This window comes from Neobacillus sp. YX16, from assembly GCF_030123505.1.
Classification (GTDB): domain Bacteria; phylum Bacillota; class Bacilli; order Bacillales; family Cytobacillaceae; genus Neobacillus.
In genome coordinates this window covers 2,548,795-2,569,670 of record NZ_CP126115.1, presented here as the reverse complement: position 1 = coordinate 2,569,670, position 20,876 = coordinate 2,548,795, and the positions used below count along the sequence as shown (strand labels likewise).

At 37.4% G+C, this 20,876-nt stretch carries 21 protein-coding genes and 1 riboswitch; of the genes, 7 read left to right on the top strand and 14 right to left on the bottom strand.

What is annotated here, in order from left to right; translation table 11 throughout:
- Positions 1-25: 25 nt before the first annotated feature.
- The 6 genes from ribH to katA all read right to left on the bottom strand — a co-directional run bounded on the left by ribH (position 26) and on the right by katA (position 5,781).
- A complete protein-coding gene (ribH, locus tag QNH48_RS12245; protein WP_133368441.1) occupies positions 26-493 on the bottom strand; it encodes a 6,7-dimethyl-8-ribityllumazine synthase in 468 nt (155 codons plus the stop codon).
- A 29-nt stretch (positions 494-522) separates the two neighbouring features.
- Positions 523-1,650: a 3,4-dihydroxy-2-butanone-4-phosphate synthase gene (gene ribB / locus QNH48_RS12240; RefSeq protein WP_133368442.1), complete on the bottom strand. Its 1,128-nt coding sequence runs from the start codon at positions 1,648-1,650 to the stop codon at positions 523-525.
- A 36-nt stretch (positions 1,651-1,686) separates the two neighbouring features.
- Positions 1,687-2,346: a riboflavin synthase gene (ribE, locus tag QNH48_RS12235; RefSeq protein WP_283955143.1), complete on the bottom strand. Its 660-nt coding sequence runs from the start codon at positions 2,344-2,346 to the stop codon at positions 1,687-1,689.
- Between the two features lie 176 nt (positions 2,347-2,522).
- A riboswitch (FMN riboswitch) is annotated at positions 2,523-2,667 on the bottom strand.
- Between the two features lie 90 nt (positions 2,668-2,757).
- Positions 2,758-3,228 carry a GyrI-like domain-containing protein gene (locus tag QNH48_RS12230; protein WP_283955142.1) on the bottom strand — a complete coding sequence of 157 codons (471 nt, stop codon included), beginning with the start codon at positions 3,226-3,228 and terminating at the stop codon, positions 2,758-2,760.
- A gap of 97 nt (positions 3,229-3,325) precedes the next feature.
- Positions 3,326-4,174 carry an oxidoreductase gene (locus QNH48_RS12225; RefSeq protein WP_283955141.1) on the bottom strand — a complete coding sequence of 283 codons (849 nt, stop codon included), beginning with the start codon at positions 4,172-4,174 and terminating at the stop codon, positions 3,326-3,328.
- A 146-nt stretch (positions 4,175-4,320) separates the two neighbouring features.
- Positions 4,321-5,781 (bottom strand): catalase KatA, encoded by a 1,461-nt coding sequence (gene katA / locus QNH48_RS12220; RefSeq protein WP_283955140.1) that lies wholly within the window; start codon positions 5,779-5,781, stop codon positions 4,321-4,323.
- A 244-nt stretch (positions 5,782-6,025) separates the two neighbouring features.
- Here katA and QNH48_RS12215 point away from each other — a divergent pair, with 244 nt between their 5' ends.
- A complete protein-coding gene (locus QNH48_RS12215; RefSeq protein ID WP_095248756.1) occupies positions 6,026-6,229 on the top strand; it encodes a hypothetical protein in 204 nt (67 codons plus the stop codon).
- Complete coding sequence (locus tag QNH48_RS12210) at positions 6,229-6,435, top strand: YwbE family protein (protein ID WP_133368447.1); 207 nt, start codon at positions 6,229-6,231, stop codon at positions 6,433-6,435. Before QNH48_RS12215 ends, QNH48_RS12210 begins: the two co-directional genes overlap by 1 nt.
- Positions 6,436-6,739: 304 nt before the next feature.
- Here the strand turns inward: QNH48_RS12210 and QNH48_RS12205 are convergent, their stop codons facing one another.
- The 4 genes from QNH48_RS12205 to QNH48_RS12190 all read right to left on the bottom strand — a co-directional run bounded on the left by QNH48_RS12205 (position 6,740) and on the right by QNH48_RS12190 (position 10,158).
- Positions 6,740-6,940, bottom strand: a complete 201-nt coding sequence (locus tag QNH48_RS12205) for a cold-shock protein (protein WP_045515670.1) — start codon at positions 6,938-6,940, stop codon at positions 6,740-6,742.
- Between the two features lie 192 nt (positions 6,941-7,132).
- Positions 7,133-7,882: a Cof-type HAD-IIB family hydrolase gene (locus QNH48_RS12200; protein WP_283955139.1), complete on the bottom strand. Its 750-nt coding sequence runs from the start codon at positions 7,880-7,882 to the stop codon at positions 7,133-7,135.
- Positions 7,883-7,982: 100 nt separating this feature from the next.
- Positions 7,983-9,698 (bottom strand): ABC transporter ATP-binding protein, encoded by a 1,716-nt coding sequence (locus tag QNH48_RS12195; RefSeq protein ID WP_283955138.1) that lies wholly within the window; start codon positions 9,696-9,698, stop codon positions 7,983-7,985.
- 154 nt (positions 9,699-9,852) lie between these two features.
- Complete coding sequence (locus QNH48_RS12190) at positions 9,853-10,158, bottom strand: iron-sulfur cluster assembly accessory protein (RefSeq protein ID WP_283955137.1); 306 nt, start codon at positions 10,156-10,158, stop codon at positions 9,853-9,855.
- A 320-nt stretch (positions 10,159-10,478) separates the two neighbouring features.
- On the opposite strand from QNH48_RS12190, the gene qoxA reads away from it, so the two are divergent.
- Genes qoxA through qoxD form a run of 4 tightly spaced genes read left to right on the top strand, consistent with a single transcriptional unit; the run spans position 10,479 to position 14,261 of the window.
- The gene (gene qoxA / locus QNH48_RS12185) at positions 10,479-11,396 is read left to right on the top strand and encodes a cytochrome aa3 quinol oxidase subunit II (RefSeq protein ID WP_283955136.1); all 918 of its coding nucleotides are present in this window, start codon (positions 10,479-10,481) and stop codon (positions 11,394-11,396) included.
- 38 nt (positions 11,397-11,434) lie between these two features.
- On the top strand, positions 11,435-13,378 hold the full coding sequence (qoxB, locus tag QNH48_RS12180; RefSeq protein WP_283955135.1) for a cytochrome aa3 quinol oxidase subunit I: 1,944 nt from the start codon (positions 11,435-11,437) through the stop codon (positions 13,376-13,378).
- 3 nt (positions 13,379-13,381) lie between these two features.
- Positions 13,382-13,978 (top strand): cytochrome aa3 quinol oxidase subunit III, encoded by a 597-nt coding sequence (gene qoxC, locus QNH48_RS12175; RefSeq protein WP_095248748.1) that lies wholly within the window; start codon positions 13,382-13,384, stop codon positions 13,976-13,978.
- Position 13,979: 1 nt separating this feature from the next.
- On the top strand, positions 13,980-14,261 hold the full coding sequence (qoxD, locus tag QNH48_RS12170; protein WP_283955134.1) for a cytochrome aa3 quinol oxidase subunit IV: 282 nt from the start codon (positions 13,980-13,982) through the stop codon (positions 14,259-14,261).
- A gap of 15 nt (positions 14,262-14,276) precedes the next feature.
- Here qoxD and QNH48_RS12165 read toward each other — a convergent pair whose 3' ends face one another.
- The 3 genes from QNH48_RS12165 to QNH48_RS12155 form a co-directional block, all read right to left on the bottom strand.
- Positions 14,277-14,540 carry a hypothetical protein gene (locus tag QNH48_RS12165; RefSeq protein ID WP_283955133.1) on the bottom strand — a complete coding sequence of 88 codons (264 nt, stop codon included), beginning with the start codon at positions 14,538-14,540 and terminating at the stop codon, positions 14,277-14,279.
- 132 nt (positions 14,541-14,672) lie between these two features.
- Positions 14,673-15,992, bottom strand: a complete 1,320-nt coding sequence (locus tag QNH48_RS12160; protein ID WP_283955132.1) for a hemolysin family protein — start codon at positions 15,990-15,992, stop codon at positions 14,673-14,675.
- 164 nt (positions 15,993-16,156) lie between these two features.
- On the bottom strand, positions 16,157-16,945 hold the full coding sequence (locus QNH48_RS12155; protein ID WP_283955131.1) for a TerC family protein: 789 nt from the start codon (positions 16,943-16,945) through the stop codon (positions 16,157-16,159).
- A 463-nt stretch (positions 16,946-17,408) separates the two neighbouring features.
- Here QNH48_RS12155 and QNH48_RS12150 point away from each other — a divergent pair, with 463 nt between their 5' ends.
- Entirely contained in the window at positions 17,409-19,478 is a 2,070-nt protein-coding gene (locus tag QNH48_RS12150) for a peptidoglycan D,D-transpeptidase FtsI family protein (protein ID WP_283955130.1), read from the top strand.
- Between the two features lie 435 nt (positions 19,479-19,913).
- Here the strand turns inward: QNH48_RS12150 and trhA are convergent, their stop codons facing one another.
- A complete protein-coding gene (gene trhA, locus QNH48_RS12145; RefSeq protein WP_283955129.1) occupies positions 19,914-20,561 on the bottom strand; it encodes a PAQR family membrane homeostasis protein TrhA in 648 nt (215 codons plus the stop codon).
- Positions 20,562-20,876 lie beyond the last annotated feature (315 nt).

Below are 20,876 nucleotides of genomic sequence, written 5' to 3'. Positions count from 1 at the left end.
ACAAATTTCTTCAAAAACGATCTTATTATTCCATATTTCGGATTAAATTAGCCATTTCAATGGCACCAGTCGCTACATCCCATCCTTTATTTCCAGCCTTTGTTCCTGCTCGCTCAATTGCTTGTTCAATCGAATCTGTTGTTAAAACTCCAAAAATAACGGGGATGCCGCTATCGAGATTAATTTTTGAAACACCCTTGGCTACTTCATTACATACATAGTCAAAATGTGGTGTGGAACCGCGAATAACGGTACCTAATGTAATAACAGCATCATACTTTTTACTATTTGCCATTTTTTGAGCAATTAGCGGAATTTCAAATGCTCCTGGCACCCATGCGATGTCCACATCTTCCTCACTTACACCATGTCTTTTTAAGGCATCCTGTGCACCGCTCAGCAATTTGCTGGTAATAAATTCATTAAAACGTCCCACAACAATTCCAATTTTTAAACCTGATCCTACTAAATTACCTTCATAAAAATTACTCATGTTAAAACCTCCATATATTTTTTAGTTTTTTATTTTACTTTTTCCTCGTGTAATTCCATTTGCAAGGGAACGGTTTCGACGATTTCAAGATCATATCCCTTAATGCCTTTAATTTTTCGCGGGTTATTGGTTAACAACTTCATTTTTCTAATCCCTAAATCTTTTAAAACTTGGGCACCGATGCCAAATTCCCTTAGCTCTTCTCCAATTCCATTCCTTTCATTTCCCTCGAAGGTGTTATGACTATCCTCCCGCAATTTATCAAGTAAACCACTGCCTCCCTGACGTATATATAGGAGCACACCATTTCCTTCCTGTTCAATTTGTGTTAATGCTGCATGTAACTGTGGTCTGCACTGACATTGGTACGACCCAAAAACATCGCCTGTTAAACACTCTGAATGCACACGAACAAGGATAGGATTCTCAGAATTTATTTCTCCTTTTATTAATGCTAAATGTTCTTTTCCATCAATAACATTTGAATACCCTGCAGCCTTAAAATCACCAAATTCCGTTGGTAAATTTATTTCCACTTCTCGTTTAACTAGCTTGTCTTTTTTATTGCGGTATTCAATTAAATCTTTAATGGTGATCATCTTCACATTAAGCTCATCGGCAATTTTCCGCAACTCCGGCACACGTGCCATTGTGCCATCTTCATTCATGATTTCACAAATGACTCCTGCAGGCATAGATCCGCATAATCTTGCCAAATCTACTGCCGCCTCAGTGTGACCTGTTCTCCTCAAAACTCCGCCTTTTTTGGCCACTAAAGGGAATATATGACCTGGTCTCTTGAAATCAGAAGGCTTAGATTCAGGGTCAAGCATGCTTAATACAGTTGCGGAACGCTCAAAGGCAGAAATACCTGTGGTTGAATATTTATGGTCAATACTGACTGTAAACGCCGTACCATGCACATCTGTATTAACTGCAACCATTGGAAAAAGTTCAAGTTTCTGTGCTAAGTCCTCGTCAATTGGAACGCAGATTAATCCTCTACCATGTGTAGCCATTAGATTGATTACCTCTGGTGTAGCCTTTTCAGCTAAAGAGATAAAGTCACCTTCATTTTCTCTGTCTTCGTCATCACAAACAATGATGACTTTACCTTCTTTTAAATCATTCAATGCTTCTTCCATATTATCAAACAATGCTAATCTCCCCTTTCTAAAACAATTTTGATGTAACTATAGAAAACCATTCTCTTCTAAAAAACTCGCGCTAATACCGGATGGACTCTTCTTTTTACTATTATTTTGACTGCTCGTTAAAAAATGTCCAACATACTTTCCAATCATATCGCATTCTAAATTGACAATATCACCTGATTCCTTAAGACCAATAATACTCTCAGATAATGTATGGGGGATGAGTGATAAAGTAAACGTTTCATTTGTAACTCCAAATACAGTCAAGCTTGTCCCGTCAACGGCAATTGAACCTCTTTCGATTACATACCTTAATATTTCTGGAGAGGCCTCAATTTCGTAATAAATTGCATTTTCAACTTGTTTTTTACTTTTTATTACGCCAGTTCCATCAATATGACCTGAAACAAAATGACCTCCAAACCTGCCTCCTGCTGCCATCGCTCTTTCAAGATTCACTTTGGCCCCACGTTTCAGGGATTGTAAACTGGATGCTTTCACGGTCTCAGGCATAACATCTACTGTAAACTGATTGCCAGAAAAGCTGGTGACAGTCAGGCAAACTCCGTTTACCGAGATACTGTCTCCAAGATGCACATCCTTAAGAATTTTTTTTGCATCAATTGTAAGAACAAATGATTCACCGCTTCGCTGGATATTGACTACTACTCCTAATTCTTCAATAATACCGGTAAACATAGCTTTGACCTCCTTACCTATTTTTTGCAAATCCTTGAAAAAATACTTCTTTCCTAACACTCATAAAAGAATAAAAAAGGACCCTGAAGAGATAAAACACTTCAGGGTCCTTGGAAAAGGCAATAAGAAAATAGAGCTTAAAAAAGGGTAAACTACTCCCTTGGCTAAACCAGATTTTTTTCCTTCTCCCATCCAGACTTTAACTGTCGGCTCTGGATTTGCACCAGATCCACCGCTTAACAATTGTTAACCGGGTCACGGACTAAGAAGCTATGCTTCATCACCGCCGGTTAGGATTTTCACCTGACCCCGAAGGAATATTCAATATGATTACTATTAGTATACATAATAATAATGAGAAATGCTAAAAAAAGAAAGAGGAAACAAAATCTTCTCCCCAAAATTCAGTCTTTAGTAGGTATCCTTATAGCTTTTCACAGGCAGATAAAGTTCAAAATGCATGCCGCCTCCACTATCAAATTCATTTTCTTTAAGCACTTTTAAGCTCAAGGCATGATTGTCTAACTCATACCCATACTCTTGCATCCAAACTAACATTTGCCTGTATGTATTTTCTAATTCTTCAAGACTTCCTTTATAGGAAGAATAAACATAATTCTTGCGGGGAATGGTAAATCCGACCATACCATCAGGGACATTTTCTACCTTTTCGACTGGTGTCGTTACATAAAAGGTGAATTCTGTTTCTCTGCTATGAAAGGGCGCGATTAAGATTGCATCATTTGTTTGATTAGGTACCTCCTCTAACCTTTCTTTCATTTCATTAAATAAATCTGGTATGTTGTACATTTGAGAATAAGTGCCACTCCGTGAAATTCCAATTACCTTTATTTCTTCTTTTTCAAGTACTTGAATTTCCAATCCTATCACTCCTCTTTTTGTTGCTTATATATCTACTATTCTCACTTTACTCCTAAAATTCCTTCCTAAAAACGACAACATCTAATAATAAGATGCTCTATTTTATAAACAATTTACTTAGTATTATTTTTTCCCAAAGTCCCCATGGTAAAAAATTTTTCAATATAATTGTAGCTTTAACTCCACGGCCAATTGGGTACCTAAAATCCGGGTTTCCCATTGTTGCAATCTTAGCTATTTTTCTTGCCACATCCTCGGGGTCGCCAAAGCTGTTTTCCCCTTCTGCAATATATTTTTCAATGCTTTGCATATAATCCTGATATGGAGAGTGAGACTTTAATGATTCTTCTGCAACCTGTTTACCTGTTGACCAGATATTGGTTTTGTAGGAACCAGGTTCAACCAATACTACCTTCACATCAAATGGCTGCATTTCTAAGCGGAGACTTTCACTCCAGCCCTCGATGGCATGCTTTGAGGCAGCATAGGGTGAAAGACCAGGAAAAGCTACTTTCCCGCTAATACTGCTAATATTGATAATACACCCCTGTTTTTGTATCCTCATTAAAGGCAAAATGGCCTTGGTAACGGCGAAAACTCCGAAAACATTCGTTTCAAATTGTTGACGATATTCATCCATCGATACTTCTTCCACAAACCCAGCGCCAGCATATCCAGCATTATTAATCAATACGTCTACTCTTCCAAACTCCTCGTTTATCCATGTTTGAAAGGCCTTGATTGACCCTTCATTCGTAACATCTAATTCATGAACGATGATTTTGGATTCAACTCCATGCTTCCTTGCTCGCTGCAAAAGCTCACTGCTTTTATTGCTGTTTCTCATGGCAGCAATAACAGTAAATCCCTTTCGTGCTAACTCTACAGAAGTACTTAATCCAAATCCGCTTGAGGTACCGGTTACAATAGCTGTTTTGTTATTCATTTAAGTCTATCTCCCTTTTCTCTTATGCACTACTTTAATATGAGGGTGTTAAAAAAGGTGTCGAAATTTAGCAATATTATATTAAATAATCTAAAAATAACAAAAGGACTGTCCAAAATGAACAGCCTTTTTGTTATTTCGATATTTTATTTTACTTCCTGAGGAATGGCCAAGCCTAGTCCTTTGGCTACTCGCTCTCCATACTCTGAATCTGCTTTATAAAAATGTTGAATCTGAAGAAGTTTAATATCATCTCTCTCAACAGGCTTCATTGCTCCTACCACTGTTTCAATTAAACGAGCCCGCTCGTCCTCAGACATTAACCGGTAAAGGTCGCCAGCTTGTGTATAGTGATCGCTGTGGTCATAGGCAACACTTTCAGCAACACCAGAAACAGGGAATGCAGTTGTTTTCGTTTGAGGTGCTTCTGTTGGACCGCCAAAGCTGTTAGGTTCATAGTATACTGAACCGCCCCCATTATGGTCAGTTCGCATTTGACCATCACGTTGATAGTTGTTTACTACTACCTTTGGAGTGTTAATAGGCAGTAGATTGTGATTTACACCCACCCGATAGCGATGTGCATCCGAATAAGCAAACAAACGCCCCTGAAGCATCTTATCTGGAGAAGGCTCAATACCAGGAACCAGCGTACCAGGTGAGAAGGTTGCCTGCTCTACTTCTGCAAAATAGTTTTCTGGATTACGATTTAACACCATTTGACCTACTTCAATTAATGGGTAATCCTTATGTGACCAAATTTTGGTTACATCAAATGGATCGAAGCGATAAGTATTCGCGTCTTCTAAAGGCATAATTTGTACATATAGCCTCCATTTAGGGAAGTCGACTTTTTCAATCGCATTAAATAAATCTTCTGTATGATAATCTGGATTTTCACCAGCAAGCTTAGCAGCTACATCGTTTGACATATTTTTAACGCCTTGCTCTGTTTTAAAGTGGTATTTCACCCAAACAGCTTCACCTTCTTCATTTACCCATTTAAAGGTATGACTTCCATAACCATTCATATGACGAAGGGTTGCTGGTATACCACGGTCTCCCATTAAGTACGTTACTTGGTGTAATGATTCTGGAGATAATGACCAAAAATCCCAAACCGCATTTGGATTCTTCAAATGTGTACGCGGGTCTCTTTTTTGTGTATGGATGAAGTCAGGAAATTTAATAGCATCTCTGATAAAGAAAATCGGAGTATTGTTTCCTACTAAATCGTAATTACCTTCCTCGGTATAAAACTTTACAGCAAAGCCTCGTGGATCACGTACAGTATCAGCTGAACCTAATTCTCCAGCTACAGTTGAGAATCGAATGAACATAGGTGTTCGCTTATTAACCCCATTAAATAGTTTTGCTTTTGTGTATTTTGACATATCATTGGTGACTTCAAAATATCCATGGGCTCCAGCACCTTTCGCATGAACAACCCTTTCAGGTACACGCTCACGGTTAAAATGTGCCAGTTTTTCAAGTAAATGCACATCCTGGATTAATATTGGTCCGCGAGAACCCGCAGTCATCGAATTTTGATTATCTCCAACTGGTGCTCCATAACTTGTTGTTAAATATATTTTATCGTTACTCATTTAATCACCTCGTAAACTATTTAATTACTAACTACATTATAATTAAAATTTTATAAAAATCAATACTAAATTATAATGATTATAAAATAGCTTTTATTTAATCAACAAACTTACGAAACAATTTAAAGAAAAGAATATTCTGTGTATTCCGCCAGAGTTTCTTTCTCTCATTAAATTGTTAATTTAAGAAAAAATAGCTTATACTGTAAGTATCTAGTTCATATTTTTTCAGGAGGATTTTCTAATGTCAGAAAACAATCAAACAAATCAAAATGAAGAACCAAAAAAGAAAATGAGTTTGCAGGAAGCTATGAAGCAGCAGTTAGCCAATAAGAAGAACAAAGCTGCAGCAGCGAATAACAGCCAAGGCGGTCTTCAAAATAGCCAGAAAATGAAAAGTCAACAAACGAAAAAAGTAAGTAATACTCGTAGAAAAATGGGTGTTTAATGAACGGACAAAATAGAAAAGACATCACTGCTGGTATCGAGGTAAATATTGTACTTAAGGCTGATCAAAGAACCGGTAAACTTACGAGGGGTGTAGTGAAGGATATTTTAACAAATTCCAGCTCTCATCCCCATGGGATAAAAGTTAGGTTAACGGATGGACAGGTTGGCAGAGTGCAGGAAATATTGAATTCAAAGTCTACCTAATAGGTAAAATGAACTACCCTTATGTATGAATTTCTAAATTAACCCCATACTATAAATAACCATTTTACTTATCACATAATGAACCTCTACTTATTGTAGAGGTTTTTTTATTATAAAGGCCTCTCTTCTATGAGTGATCTCTCTTTCTTCTTTTTGCCGTTCTCGGGCTCTCATCACCTTTATGAGTGACCGTATTCCCTTTTTTGAACGGCTTCCGGGCTCTCATTACATAATAAAAAATCTCTCACAGCACAATAAAAAAACAGACTCACAATTGGAGTCTGTTTTTGAGTTAGAAGGTTAATTATGCTTTACGAACGTTAACCGCTTGTGGACCACGTTGTCCATTTTCGATTTCAAACGTTACTTCTTGACCTTCATCTAACGTTTTGTAGCCTTCGCCTTGAATTGCAGAGAAATGAACGAATACGTCGTCTCCTCCGTCACGCTCAATAAATCCAAAGCCTTTTTCACCGTTAAACCATTTTACTTTACCATGTTCCATCTTTGTAGCTCCTCCTAGCATGTAACAATTACATGAAATTGCAATATAGTCTTGCCAGATTATTATAACCAAGAGAAATTGTTTTTAAACAATTTCTCTTGGTTATAAGTATTTCTCAAAAGAGTCAATTTTAATTCATGAAAATAAAAATTTCTTTTCAGTATAATGTTTATATGTCCGTAAATGATAGTACTAAAGCACCCATTTACGGATTGCCACAGCGACACCATCTTCATTATTGGTTGTGGTGACCCAAGATGCTGCTTGTTTTACCATTTCCTGAGCATTTCCCATTGCAATACCTAAGCCAGCCTCTTCAATCATTGCTAAATCATTTAGACTGTCACCTACGGCCATAACATTCTTCATATGAATTCCAAGGCGCTCACAGACTAAAGCCAGCCCTTTTGCCTTATTAATCCCAACTGGGTTTACTTCGATATTTGTTGGAGTCGAGTTACTTAATTCAAACTCTCCTCTTGCTTCTAGCTCTTTAAGAATTTTATCCCTTGTTGGTACATCTTTTATGTTAAACCCGAATTTCAACCATTCCTCCGCATGAATATCCTCCGGCATTTCGTCAAACCAGTTTCGATTTGTGTTTATCGCCCAAAATCTTATCTTATGCTTATCAGTAAGCTCTAGCATCCATTGAATGGACTCTGTTTTCAAAAGATTTCTCTCCACTAAACCTCTTTTATCATCCCAGATTTCACTGCCGTTTACGGTTACTAAATAAGAGGACAACGCAAGTGAATCCGCATGTTTTTCGCATTTTCTTAAAGATCGGCCAGTACTGAGGACTACATGAATTCCTTTTTCTTGTACTTCCGAAATCGCCTGTCGGTTTGCCTCTGAAATTTCGTGTTCATCATTAAGCAGTGTACCATCCATATCAAGTGCAATTAATTTTATCTCATTATCACTTTTATAATTTTCCATTAATAATCACTCCTTTAAAACCATTACCTTAATAGACTATCCATTTTCTCACAAAATAGGAAAAATCCCCACTTACTTCGTAGAGATTTTCCCAAGAAAGTTATTGCTGGTATTGGACACGATGAAGATTTGCAAAAATACCACCTTGTTCAATTAACTCATCATGACCGCCTTCCTCGGCAATTCCTTCTTCCGTCACGACAATAATTCGGTCTGCATTCCGAATGGTTGCAAGTCTATGAGCAATAATCAGTGTTGTTCGGTTTTTTGCAAGTTCGTTTAAAGCTTCTTGGATGACCATTTCTGTTTCAGTATCGAGTGCAGATGTAGCCTCATCTAAAATTAATATAGGTGGATTTTTCAAAAACATCCTTGCAATCGCTAATCTTTGCTTTTGACCGCCGGATAGTTTTAATCCCCTTTCACCAATTTCTGTTTCATAACCATCAGGCAGTAATTGAATAAATTTCTCAAGATGCGCACGTTTTGCAGCCACTATTATTTCCTCATCTGAAGCATTCCGTTTTCCATATGCGATATTTTCTCGAATAGTTCCCGTAAATAGAAAGACATCTTGTTGAACAATTCCGATTTGAGAGCGGAGTGATTTTTTTGTCATATTACGGATATCGAATCCATCAATCATAATACTGCCATTGCTCACATCATAAAACCTAGGGATTAATGAACAAATTGTGGTTTTACCTGCTCCTGATGGGCCAACAAACGCAATGGTCTCACCTGCATGGATGTTTAGGTTAATATCTTCTAGTACTGATTTTTGCTGGTCATAACTAAAGGAAACATCTTTAAAGACAATATTACCATTAAGTGAAGCTACTTCTATGGCATCATCCGTATCTTGTACCTCTGGCTCGGAGTCGATAATTTCCATAAAACGTTTAAATCCAGCCATTCCTTTAGGATACAATTCCATAATTGCACTAATTTTATCAATTGGTTTAAAGAGAACATTTACATAGAGGACAAATCCAACGAGTTCCCCATATGAAAGATGCCCTGTAAAGCTTAGCCATGCTCCATAAACAAGTACAATAATGGTAATTAACCTGGTCATCATATAAATACCAGATAAACTGAAAGACATCACGCGATATCCAACTAGTTTTGCATTTCGGTATTTATGATTATTTTTTCGAAATCTTGCAATCTCAAAATCTTCATTTGTAAATGATTGAACCACACGGCTTCCTGATACACTATCTTCCACTCGCGCATTTACATCTGCAATGCTAGTGTACATATGGCTCCAAGCTTTATTCATCTTTAAATTACAAACTACCACTAGTAATGCTAACAAGGGGAGAATCAAAACTGCGACAAGTGCTAGTTTCACATTTATCGTCAACATAATCCAGAATGCACCGATAAACGTCATCACGGCAATGAAAACATCTTCAGGTCCATGGTGTGCAAGTTCCCCGAGGTCAAAAAGGTCATTGGTAATCCTACTCATAATATGTCCTGTCTTTGTATTGTCAAAAAAACGGAAAGACTGTTTTTGGACGTGCTCAAAGAGTTCTTGCCTCATATCTGTTTCAATATTAATCCCTAGCTTATGACCCCAATAATTCACAACAAACTGCAAGAAGGTACTAAGTACGTAAACAGTCAAAAGCGCAATACTAACTGTCACAATGGTTTGCCAATCTCCCCCCGGCAGCAATTCATCAATAAACCATGATACTGCTAGCGGAAAGGCTAATTCTAAAACCGCAACAACAACCGCGCTGCTAAAATCAAGAATAAAAAGCTTTTTATGCGGTTTGTAATAGGAAAAGAAACGTCGAATCATCGCAGATCTCCTTTTTAGTTAGGCTGTGTTCAAGGTGCCCAATTTAAACACAGCCTTTAGTAAGTAATTGGATTATATGAAAATATTTTGAAAATTACAATCAAAAAATCCACCTGGAATAACGTCAGGTGGAATTCATTTATTGTTTCTATATTTAATGATGGTGATGATGGCCGCCTTTTGATGGATTGGTAATCAGCCATTCCTCTTTTGGAACATGGAACATTTGAATCCAAACTCCATCTAGATATTCATCTCGAGTATCGAGTATTAAATCAACGTCCTTATCTGTTTTAACCACTTCATCATGCTCTGTTGGGGTATCAAGCATTAAATCATAATGCGCATGGTCACCATGCATATTGGTTACATAAACACGGAACAATTTCCCTTCTGCTTCCGGCCCTTCCAACATTTTTTTCAATGCTTTCGCTGCATGGCGATTGATTTTGACTTTCATAATATGTCTCTCCTATTCCTATGTATTCATCTACATTATCCCATTAATATCTAAATTTAGACAATTATTTATCACTTAGGCTGAAGACAATCCCACTGAATATCTATTTAAGGAAATAAAAACCTTAACAAATTTGTCACAAATTCTTCAAAATACGTATATAAACATCACACCAATGTTGTTAATATTGTGTTACGGGATAATGAAACCAATTACGTATTTATTATTAGGTAGTAATTATTTTATATAAACCTCCACCTTAGTTTGTGAATGAATTCACGAACAACTACAATGATAATCAATGAGAGGAGTTAAAAAACATGTACAAAAAAGGAATTAAAGTGGTTTTATTTTCAGTGTTTTTTACAATCATCACCGTATTAGCTGGATGTGAGCCATTACTTGTCTTGGATCCTAAAGGTCCTCAAGCAGAAAGGCAGGCTAGTGACATCCTATTGTCGATAGGAATTATGTCCTTGATTGTTATTGCAGTTTTCTCAATGTTAGTCTACATGTTGGTAAAGTATCGCGCTTCTAAACAACGACCAGATTATGAACCACCTCATATTGAAGGAAACCTTTGGGTTGAGGTTATTATGGTAGGTATTCCAGTATTAATTGTTGCTTTTCTATCTTATATATCCGTTCAAAGTAACTACATTGTTGAGGCAAAACCGAAAGGATATGAAGATACAAAGCCATTAGTGGTTTATGCTTCATCCTCTAACTGGAAATGGCACTTTAGTTATCCAGAAGAAGGAATTGAAACAGTAAATTACTTATATATACCAACAGACAGAGCTCTTGAATTTAAACTTTATTCTCACGGTCCGATTACAAGTTTTTGGATTCCACAGTTAGGCGGACAAAAGTACGCAATGGCTGACATGGTTACAACCTTACACTTAGCTGCAGATGTCCCTGGTGAATTCATGGGACGAAACGCTAACTTCTCGGGTAAAGGATTTGCTGAAAACACCTTCAATGTGACAGCCATGTCTCAAGATGAATTTGACGATTGGGTAAAAGAAGTTAAAGAAACTGCAAAACCGATTACGGAGAAAAAATTCGAGGAATTATTAGAACCTGGTCATCTTGGGCAACAAACGTACACTGGGACTCACTTAGAATTTTCACCGCCGCCAACAGGTCATAATCATTCCGAAGAATCAACAGAAACACCTGAAACTGAATCTCACACAGATTCCCATGATGGCCATGAAAGTGCGGGTCATTAAAATAAAAAGTAATCTTCCCTTGAAAGGAGATATTATAAATGGATTTCTTTAATCGATTTGCCGTTCCACATCCAAGTATTGCGATTTATGCTTCGATGGCTGCAATTGGCCTTACACTCATTGCCGTTATTGCTGGATTAACTTATTTTAAAAAATGGGGCTACCTATGGCGTGAATGGTTAACAACTGTTGACCACAAGCGAATTGGTATTATGTATTTATTATCTGCCCTGTTGATGCTTTTCCGTGGCGGAGTTGATGCCATCATGATGCGTGCCCAGCTGGCAGTACCAGAAAACACTCTGCTTGATGCACAGCATTATAACGAGATTTTCACCACACATGGGATTGTAATGATCCTCTTTATGGCAATGCCCTTCATCATGTTCTTTATGAACTTTGTTGTTCCACTACAAATTGGAGCACGTGATGTTGCATTTCCACGTTTGAATGCATTAAGCTTCTGGTTATTTTTTATGGGTGCAATGCTGTTCAACATTTCATTCGTTGTTGGAGGCTCACCTGACGCAGGCTGGACATCTTATTTCCCGCTTGCAGGCAACGAATTTAGTGAATCTGTCGGTACCAATTATTATATGATTGCGATTCAAATTGCAGGTATTGGTACATTAATGACAGGTATTAACTTTATCACTACGATTCTTAAAATGAGAGCACCTGGTATGACATTAATGAAAATGCCAATGTTTACTTGGTCTGCTTTAATCGCGAACGTTATCATCGTTTTCGCATTCCCAGTTTTAGCTGTGTTACTTGCTATGGGAACGCTTGATCGTCAATTTGGAACTAATTTCTTTACCATGGATAATGGCGGTATGGATATGCTTTGGGCCAACATATTCTGGGTTTGGGGTCACCCTGAAGTATATATCTTAATCCTGCCAGCTTTCGGTATTTATAGTGAGATAATCTCAACCTTTGCACGTCGGAACCTATACGGCTATACATCTATGGTTGGGTCGATGGTTATTATCTCCCTTCTATCCTTCTTAGTATGGGCACATCATTTCTTTACCATGGGGCAAGGTGCCTTAACAAACAGTATCTTCTCGATAACAACCATGGCGATTGCCGTTCCGACAGGAGTTAAGATTTTTAACTGGCTGCTCACGCTGAGAAAAGGAAAAATAGTTTTTACCACACCAATGCTTTATAGCATGCTTTTCATTCCGCTTTTTACACTTGGCGGAGTAACCGGAGTAATGCTTGCAATGTCTGCAGCAGACTATCAATATCATAATACGATGTTCTTAGTGGCGCATTTCCACAATGTTATTATTCCTGGTGTCGTCTATGCAATGCTTGCAGGACTGCATTATTATTGGCCAAAGATGTTTGGTTTCATGTTAAATGAAAGAATTGGAAAATGGACGGCTTGGTTAATGTCTATTGGCTTTATCTTGGCATTCATGCCGATGTATATTTCAGGTTTAGATGGCCAGGCACGCAGGATGTACACATATTCTGAATCTGCTGGATTTGGACCAATGAATATGGTTTCGTTTGTTGGTGCTGCAATAATGGCTATTAGTTTTGTGTTAATTGTTTACAATATCTACTATAGTACTCGTTATGAATCAAGAGATATCAGTAATGATCCTTGGGATGCGCGTACACTAGAATGGTCGACACATACACCAGTGCCAGAATATAATTTTGCTATTTTACCAGATGTACGTTCCAATGAGGCATTATGGGATGCAAAGAAAAATGGTCATGTCCTATTTAAAGGTGAATACGAGAAAATTCATATGCCAAATAATAGCGGTATCCCATTCATTATGAGCTGTATCTTCTTTGTTTGGGGATTCTCCTTTATTTTCAGTTTGTGGATTCCTGTCGTCGTTACTACTCTAGGAATTTTCGGATGTATGGCTCTTAGGTCATTTGAACAAGACCATGGCCGTTATATCTCTGTTAAAGAAATTGAAGAAACAGAAACAAACTTGCGAGGTGCATAAAAGATGAAAATAGATAACTCGCTTCCATTAGAATATAGTACCGAAGAAAACAGTTTAAAAATCTTAGGATTTTGGATCTTTCTTGGTGCCGAAATTATGCTTTTCGCTACCCTTTTCGCCACCTATTTCACTTTAGAGAATAGAACGGGAAGCGGACCAACTGGAGCAGAGATTTTCCAAATTACTCCCGTTCTTTTTGAAACAATCCTACTCTTAACTAGTAGTTTTACTGTTGGACTTGGGATTCATGCGATGCGTATCGGCAAACAAAAAGCGATGATTACCTTCTTCTCCATCACACTCCTTCTCGGACTTGCCTTTTTAGGAGTGGAAATTTTTGAATTTGTTACCTATGTACATGAAGGTGCTGGAATTCAAACTAGTGCATTTACATCTGCCTTGTTAACAACACTCGGAACACATGGAGCACACGTTACACTTGGATTTTTCTGGGGATTGTTTATTATTCTACAGATAAAAAAACGTGGATTAACGCCACAAACAACCAATAAAGCTTTTATCTTCTCGCTTTATTGGCATTTCCTAGATGTAGTTTGGATTTTCATCTTCAGCTTCATCTATTTGAAAGGAATGATGTAATATGAGCCAATTATTTCCGATGAAACAAGTACTTGGTTTTGTATTCTCTTTACTCCTTACAACCGTAGCACTTGCGGTATATTTCTTAGACATGTCATTTGCGGCTGGAATGACAATCCTTCTTGTTACAGCATTCATTCAAGCAGGACTTCAATTAGTTGTTTTTATGCATGCTGGGGAGACAAAGGATAAAGGTGCAATTTACACAAATGTATTTTACGGTTTGATTATTGCACTAGTAACAGTGTTTGGAACATTACTTGCGATGGTTTGGGATATGTAATTGAAAAAGGAGTACCTATTGAATAGGTGCTCCTTTTTTTGATTTAATTGGAACTACTTTCGTCCCTATATATGATCTTTCTAACATCTCATCTGTTACGACTAAAAACACGCCAATCAGAAAAATAAATACCGCACCTACTGATGTTCCAATTCCAATTGGAACCAAAACACTGTAACCGGTTACAAATACCCCAGCAATAAAAGCTAAAATTCCAATAGTTAGAACCGTTAGGCCGACATACGTTACAGCATTAAGGAACTTCTCTCTACTTTTCATAACAACGTATCCCCCTTCTTTATATTAATTATTGACCGTGTTCACAAAATTGTCAAACTTTTTTTGAAAAATCGACTCACTATTCTTGACATAGCAAAACAAGCAATTCCCCAATTTGGCGGAATTGCTTGTTTAGATTTTTTCTTCTGCTTTAAAAACCTTCTTCGCTTCTATTAATAAAATATGATGTCCTTCAATTTCTTTTACGGTGAAGATGACATCGTCTTCTTCAATCTCGTCACCCTTTTTAGCATCAAAATTCCGAGTTAGAAACCAGCCGCCAATCGTATCCATTTCATCATCTGATAAATTGGTCCCTAAAAGATCATTCACTTCATTAACCAATACTTTTGCATTGAAACAATAATGATCAGGACCTAGTTTCCTAATTTCAGCAACTTCATCTGTATCGTATTCATCACGGATTTCACCGACAATTTCCTCTAAAATATCCTCAACGGTTACCAATCCAGAAGTCCCGCCATATTCATCAAGCAGAATGGCCATATGGGATCGTTCTTTTTGCATTTTCACAAGCAAGTCATGAATGGGAATCGATTCAATGACGCGAATAACTGGTTTTAACATAGGTTGTAAGGTAGTATCCTTCAGGATTTCTTCTTTTTTAATCTCTTCTGTTAAAATTTCTTTTATATTTATAAGTCCTAATATATTATCCTTATCCCCATCAACTACAACAGGGTAGCGTGTATATTTCTCTCTCTTAATGACTTCCCTAACCGTTTCAACACTGTCATTCATATTCAAGGTCACCATTTCTGTCCTTGGTACCATGATCTCTTTTGCAATTCTTTCATCAAACTCAAAAATATTGTTTACGTACTCCAGTTCGCTTTTGTTAATTTCTCCACTTTCATAGCTTTCCGAAAGTAGTATACGCAGTTCTTCCTCTGAAAGTCCCAATTCATTTTCAGATACCGATTTGAATCCAAACCAGCCAACCAGTACTCGAGCGGAATTATTTAATACCCAAATGAATGGGTACATAATTTTATAAAACCAAATTAAAGGTTTTGATGTCGCAAGAGTAATTTCTTCTGCTCTTTGGATAGCTATTGTTTTAGGAGCTAACTCTCCAATAACCACGTGTAAGAACGTTACAGAAGCAAATGCCAAACCAAACGATAAAATATGGGATACTGCCTCATTTAATTCCAACCTCTTAAATAATGGAAACAATAAGCTCTCAACCGTGGGTTCTCCCAGCCAGCCCAGACCTAAAGCAGTAACGGTTATACCAAGCTGGCAGGCTGATAAATATTCATCCAAGTGGGTAGTCACATGTTTGGCTGCTTCCGCCCCTTTTCTGCCTTCTGCAATTAATTGTTCAATTCTGGATCCTCTTACCTTTACAATAGCAAATTCTGTCGCCACAAAAAATCCAGTTAACGCGATTAGTAAAGCAATTAATAGAAGATTTATGATTGTCAATCGCTGACCTTACATGGTGTAAGGCTTACACCTCCATAATAAATGTATGTATACGTTTATTCATACCCATAATCAGCTCATTTTACTGAAAGAAAGCCGCAATCGATTGAATGCAGCTTCCTTTCAAATCTTAGTATTATTAGTTTTCCTTTATTGATGGTAAATTATGAGGCTTTTGTATCTAATTTCGCCTTTTCTACAACTTGATCCTTTGATAAGAACCAACCCGCTGCAGCAATTCCCACTAACACGGCGTAAAACGTTAGTTTCCATTCTGTTGAATGGGCAAATTCCTCACTTAATACGGCAAGCGATGGATGTGAAAGAGTGTAAACAGCAAGCTTTACACCTACCCAGCCAACAATACCGAATGCTGCAATTTCTAATCCAGGTCTTCTTTCTAACAGCTTAACAAATTGATTAGCGGCAAAACGCATAATCACTAGACCAATAATCCCACCAGCAAAAATAACTAAGAACTTTCCTCCATCAAGCCCCCCAATATTAGGAAGCGGAGTTTCTGGAAGCACCACTGCAAGTGCTACTGCAGCTAAGATGGAATCGACTGCAAAGGCAATATCCGCTAATTCTACCTTAAAAACAGTCATCCAAAATCCACTTTGCTTAGCAGGCTTCTCTTTCTGTTTAATTTCTGATTTTCCATTAACAGCTACTTTTCGGACAATATGATTAATCGCCATAAATAACAGATAAAGAGCTCCAATAGCTTGAACCTGCCATACATCTACAAGGAAAGAAATAACAAATAATGAAACAAATCGGAACACAAACGCACCAGCTAATCCATAAAATAATGCTTTCTTTCTTTCTTCTTCAGGTAGATTTTTAACCATGATTGCAAGTACTAAGGCATTGTCTGCTGCTAATAATCCTTCCAGCGCCACTAACACCAACAATACCCATCCATATTCCAGCAATAGAGAAAAGTCCATCAATAAGTCCTCCTAATAAGTAAGTTTTTTTCTAAAATATCCCTTTGCTGCAATAAAAAAGCCTTTACCAAGGTAAAGGCCAATAGCCTTTACCCTAGGAAAAAGCGAAACACGCTTTTTCCCCGGTAAAGGCCATAAAAATACAAAAAGACCTTTACCGTTTGTGCAGTAAAGGTCTTGCTAACAACGTCACGTTGCCAATAAAGCCGGAGAAATTACTTTCTCGGAATGACGACTTTATTGTCCAGCTACTCCCCTTTAAAAAGGAAATATTTTATTACTAATACTATATGATAAATCCACTACATCGTCAATACCAAAATTTAGATTTTTCTCAAAAACTTCAGAACTGATATTACTGATAGGAAATCCTTTACAATTCTTCAAATGTAAACGTAAAATATAAATAATTACCAATTCTCTTATGTGGACATACTAACAAGGTATAAGGATGTGAAAAAATTTGGAGAAAAAGAAAAAGAAGAAATCTCATTTTCCAATCCGCCTAAATCTGCTATTTTTCAGTGTATTTTTGTTATTTTCCATCCTAATTTTGCGCCTGGGATTTGTTCAAATCGTGTACGGGGAAAATTTCAAACGTGAGTTGGAGAGAAAAGAGGATATTACAATAAACAACCCTGTCCCCCGTGGAAAAATGTTTGATAGTAATTACCGAGTCATCGTTGACAATGTTCCAAAACGCGCGATTACATACACAAATATGGGAGCCAGCCAGAAAGAGATGCTGGATACGGCAGATAAATTGGCCAAATTAATTGTTAAGAATTATGATAAGATGACGCAACGGGAAAAAAAGGATCTTTGGATCCATGAAAATCAGGAAAAAGCAGAAGCAAAAATCACAAAAAAAGAATTAGATTTATTTAAAGAAAAAAAATTAAAGGATAATGATTTATATAAATTAAAGATTGAACGAATCACCAAGGAAGAAATAAGTACGTTAACACCAGAAGAACTAGAAGTCTGGGCCATTTATCTTGAATTTTCGAGCGGTTATAAATTTACCCCGCAAATTGTCAAAAATGAAGATGTCACACCTGAGGAATTTGCGATTGTGAGTGAAAATTTACAATCCCTCCCAGGAGTTGACACGACTACAGACTGGGATAGGTCCTATGCCTTTGATCAAACAATAAAATCAATCCTAGGGAACGTAACGAAAACCGAGGAAGGTTTGCCTGCAGATCGACTAGATCATTTTTTATCATTAGGGTACAACCGTAATGACAGAGTTGGAAAAAGCCAGCTTGAACTGCAATACGAAGATGTACTCCACGGACACAAATCAAAGGTTAAGACGATTACAGATAAGCAAGGTAATGTTATTGAAACCCAAGTGGTTTCGGATGGGAAAAGAGGCAAGGACCTCGTCCTTACCGTTGATATGGATTTACAAATAGCTGTAGAAAAAATCATAGAAGAAGAGCTTTGGGGATTGAAAAATAGTCCAAATACCGCACTTTTGGATCGCGCCTATGTCGTGTTAATGGATCCGAATAATGGAGCGGTTTTAACAATGGCAGGAAAAAGAATCGTTAAGGATCCTGAGACCGGACAATTAGAAATGCTGGACGACGCATTAGGTACCATTACGACTACCTATAACGTAGGTTCTGCCGTGAAGGGTGCTACGGTTTTAACAGGTTTTAAAACAGGTGTTATTAAACCAGGAACTCGTATTAATGACACAGGAATTAAAATCAAGGACACTCCACTGAAAAAGTCCTATTCCTATTTAGGTACTCTGAATGATGTCGATGCTTTAAAGTTATCGTCAAACGTTTATATGTTCCATACTGCCATTAGAATTGGTAAAGGAAATTACCAATTTGAACAGCCTTTAAGCCTTGCTCCAAATACGGTTGAAATCATCCGAAATTCTTTTGCAAGCTTTGGACTTGGTTCTAGAACAGGTATTGATCTGCCTAATGAATCTAGTGGACTTAAGGGGCCAAGCCGACTCCCTGGTCATATAATGGACTTAGTTATTGGACAATATGATACGTATTCCCCTATGCAGTTAGCACAATATATTTCAACCATTGCAAATGGCGGAAAAAGGATGAAACCGCATATTGTAAAGGAAATACGTGAGCCTATCGATAATAATACAGACGAAATTGGTCCTGTTTTCCAAGAAATTAAACCAACTGTCCTGAATACAATCGATGCTGAACCTGCATGGATGGACCGGGTCCAATTAGGCTTTAAAAAAGTATTCCAGGAACCAGGAGGAACAGCATATAAACGTTTTACTGGCGTTCCCTACTCTCCTGCAGGGAAAACTGGTACGGCCGAGGCATTTTATGATGGACCATTACGCGCGAATTTCGGTAAGGAGCCGCCTCCGGTTATGAATTTAAGCTTAGTTACTTATGCACCTAGCACCAATCCTGAAGTGGCAATGGCTGTGATTGTCCCTTGGGCCTACCAAGGAACCACAGATAATGGAGCAAACTTTCTCATCGGGCGAAGAGTGATGGATACCTACTTTTCCATGAAGAACCATTAATTAGAAAAAAGCGTCTTTTTAAAAATGGTTCCGTTTTGAGGTGCTTTTCTTAGACTACGTGCCGAAATGACAGTCGTATTGGAATCGTTATTATTAATAAAAATGTAAAACTCGCCAAATTGGCGAGTTTCTTTATTAGGAATACAAAAATAATATAACCTCACTTTCTTGTGATACGGCTCACCGTAATGCATCAAAATGAGGTTCTCTTGGATTTTTGAGATAAAACTCACTCCATTTTAAATAAGATGTCTTGTCTTTAAAGGGGTGAGTAACCAGCGAAAGTAAAATAAGCGGAATTTGTCCGTCTATTTATCAAATCGGATGTTTAACTTCATCCCTCAACCGATATCTCATATAGTGACCATTTCCCTTACCTTTTATTAGGTTCGGTCACTATAGAGCTCATTCATATCAGACGCCTTTTTGAATCCACTATCTTATTGGTAACACATAAAACAATATGCAGAAAAAGTGGAGCACCGTACCAGCGATGACAAATAAATGCCAGATTGCGTGATGGTATCGAAATCCGCGCCATACATAAAAAATCGCCCCGAATGTGTAGAGGAGACCGCCAATCATTAAATAGGTCATCCCTTCAGAAGGAAGCTTTGCGGCTAAGGGTTTCCATGCAAAAACCATCATCCAGCCCATAACCACATAGAGAATTGTCGAGGTAAATAAATATTTTTTTGTAAAAAAACATTTAAAAATCGTACCAGCAATCGCCAGTCCCCATACTATTCCGAATAAAGACCAGCCTAAAGGTCCTCTAATGACAACGAGCAAGAATGGTGTATAGGTTCCTGCGATAAATAAGTAAATAGAGGAATGATCAAAGATTTCAAATAGGTCTTTCGCTTTACCTTCAGGAAAACTATGTACCAATGTTGATGACATATACAAAATGAACATGGATGCTCCATAAATCGTAAAGCTAACAACGTGCCATGCCGTTCCGTAAAGTGTGGAAAAAACAATCAATATGACCAAAGCAGCAATACTAAGCATGGCACCAATTCCGTGCGTAATCGAATTGGCAACTTCCTCTTTCCGTGAAAATACATGTGTGTTTGCCATTGCTTCCAAAAACTCCTTTTTTATCTTTTCTTCAATTTCTCAATTAAATCTATTATGCTCTTTTTTGGACTCCAGCAGTTAAATTTATAATTCGTTTTGGTTTCAAATCCTAAACGACTACAATAATAAATCATTGATTCTGATTTTCTTTCAGCTTTAAAATGTTTGCAAGTGGCACAGCAATGGAAATCTTTCATTATCTCTCCTCCACAGATTTACCAATCTATTAATTATTCATTCATAGTTTGTTCATATTTTTTCGCTAAGATTATTATAGGTTCAGTAACACCGAACCGATCCTCCCCCCCTTTTATT

Coding starts and splice junctions, on each gene's coding strand:
- QNH48_RS12200 (WP_283955139.1), bottom strand. CDS start 7,882: ATGGAAAATTATAAAAGTGATAATGAGATAAAATTAATTGCACTTGAT.
- QNH48_RS12205 (WP_045515670.1), bottom strand. CDS start 6,940: ATGGAACATGGTAAAGTAAAATGGTTTAACGGTGAAAAAGGCTTTGGA.
- qoxA (WP_283955136.1), top strand. CDS start 10,479: ATGTACAAAAAAGGAATTAAAGTGGTTTTATTTTCAGTGTTTTTTACA.
- ribH (WP_133368441.1), bottom strand. CDS start 493: ATGAGTAATTTTTATGAAGGTAATTTAGTAGGATCAGGTTTAAAAATT.
- QNH48_RS12210 (WP_133368447.1), top strand. CDS start 6,229: ATGAACGGACAAAATAGAAAAGACATCACTGCTGGTATCGAGGTAAAT.
- katA (WP_283955140.1), bottom strand. CDS start 5,781: ATGAGTAACGATAAAATATATTTAACAACAAGTTATGGAGCACCAGTT.
- QNH48_RS12190 (WP_283955137.1), bottom strand. CDS start 10,158: ATGAAAGTCAAAATCAATCGCCATGCAGCGAAAGCATTGAAAAAAATG.
- qoxC (WP_095248748.1), top strand. CDS start 13,382: ATGAAAATAGATAACTCGCTTCCATTAGAATATAGTACCGAAGAAAAC.
- QNH48_RS12195 (WP_283955138.1), bottom strand. CDS start 9,698: ATGATTCGACGTTTCTTTTCCTATTACAAACCGCATAAAAAGCTTTTT.
- QNH48_RS12215 (WP_095248756.1), top strand. CDS start 6,026: ATGTCAGAAAACAATCAAACAAATCAAAATGAAGAACCAAAAAAGAAA.
- qoxD (WP_283955134.1), top strand. CDS start 13,980: ATGAGCCAATTATTTCCGATGAAACAAGTACTTGGTTTTGTATTCTCT.
- ribE (WP_283955143.1), bottom strand. CDS start 2,346: ATGTTTACCGGTATTATTGAAGAATTAGGAGTAGTAGTCAATATCCAG.
- QNH48_RS12165 (WP_283955133.1), bottom strand. CDS start 14,540: ATGAAAAGTAGAGAGAAGTTCCTTAATGCTGTAACGTATGTCGGCCTA.
- trhA (WP_283955129.1), bottom strand. CDS start 20,561: ATGGCAAACACACATGTATTTTCACGGAAAGAGGAAGTTGCCAATTCG.
- qoxB (WP_283955135.1), top strand. CDS start 11,435: ATGGATTTCTTTAATCGATTTGCCGTTCCACATCCAAGTATTGCGATT.
- QNH48_RS12155 (WP_283955131.1), bottom strand. CDS start 16,945: ATGGACTTTTCTCTATTGCTGGAATATGGATGGGTATTGTTGGTGTTA.
- QNH48_RS12225 (WP_283955141.1), bottom strand. CDS start 4,174: ATGAATAACAAAACAGCTATTGTAACCGGTACCTCAAGCGGATTTGGA.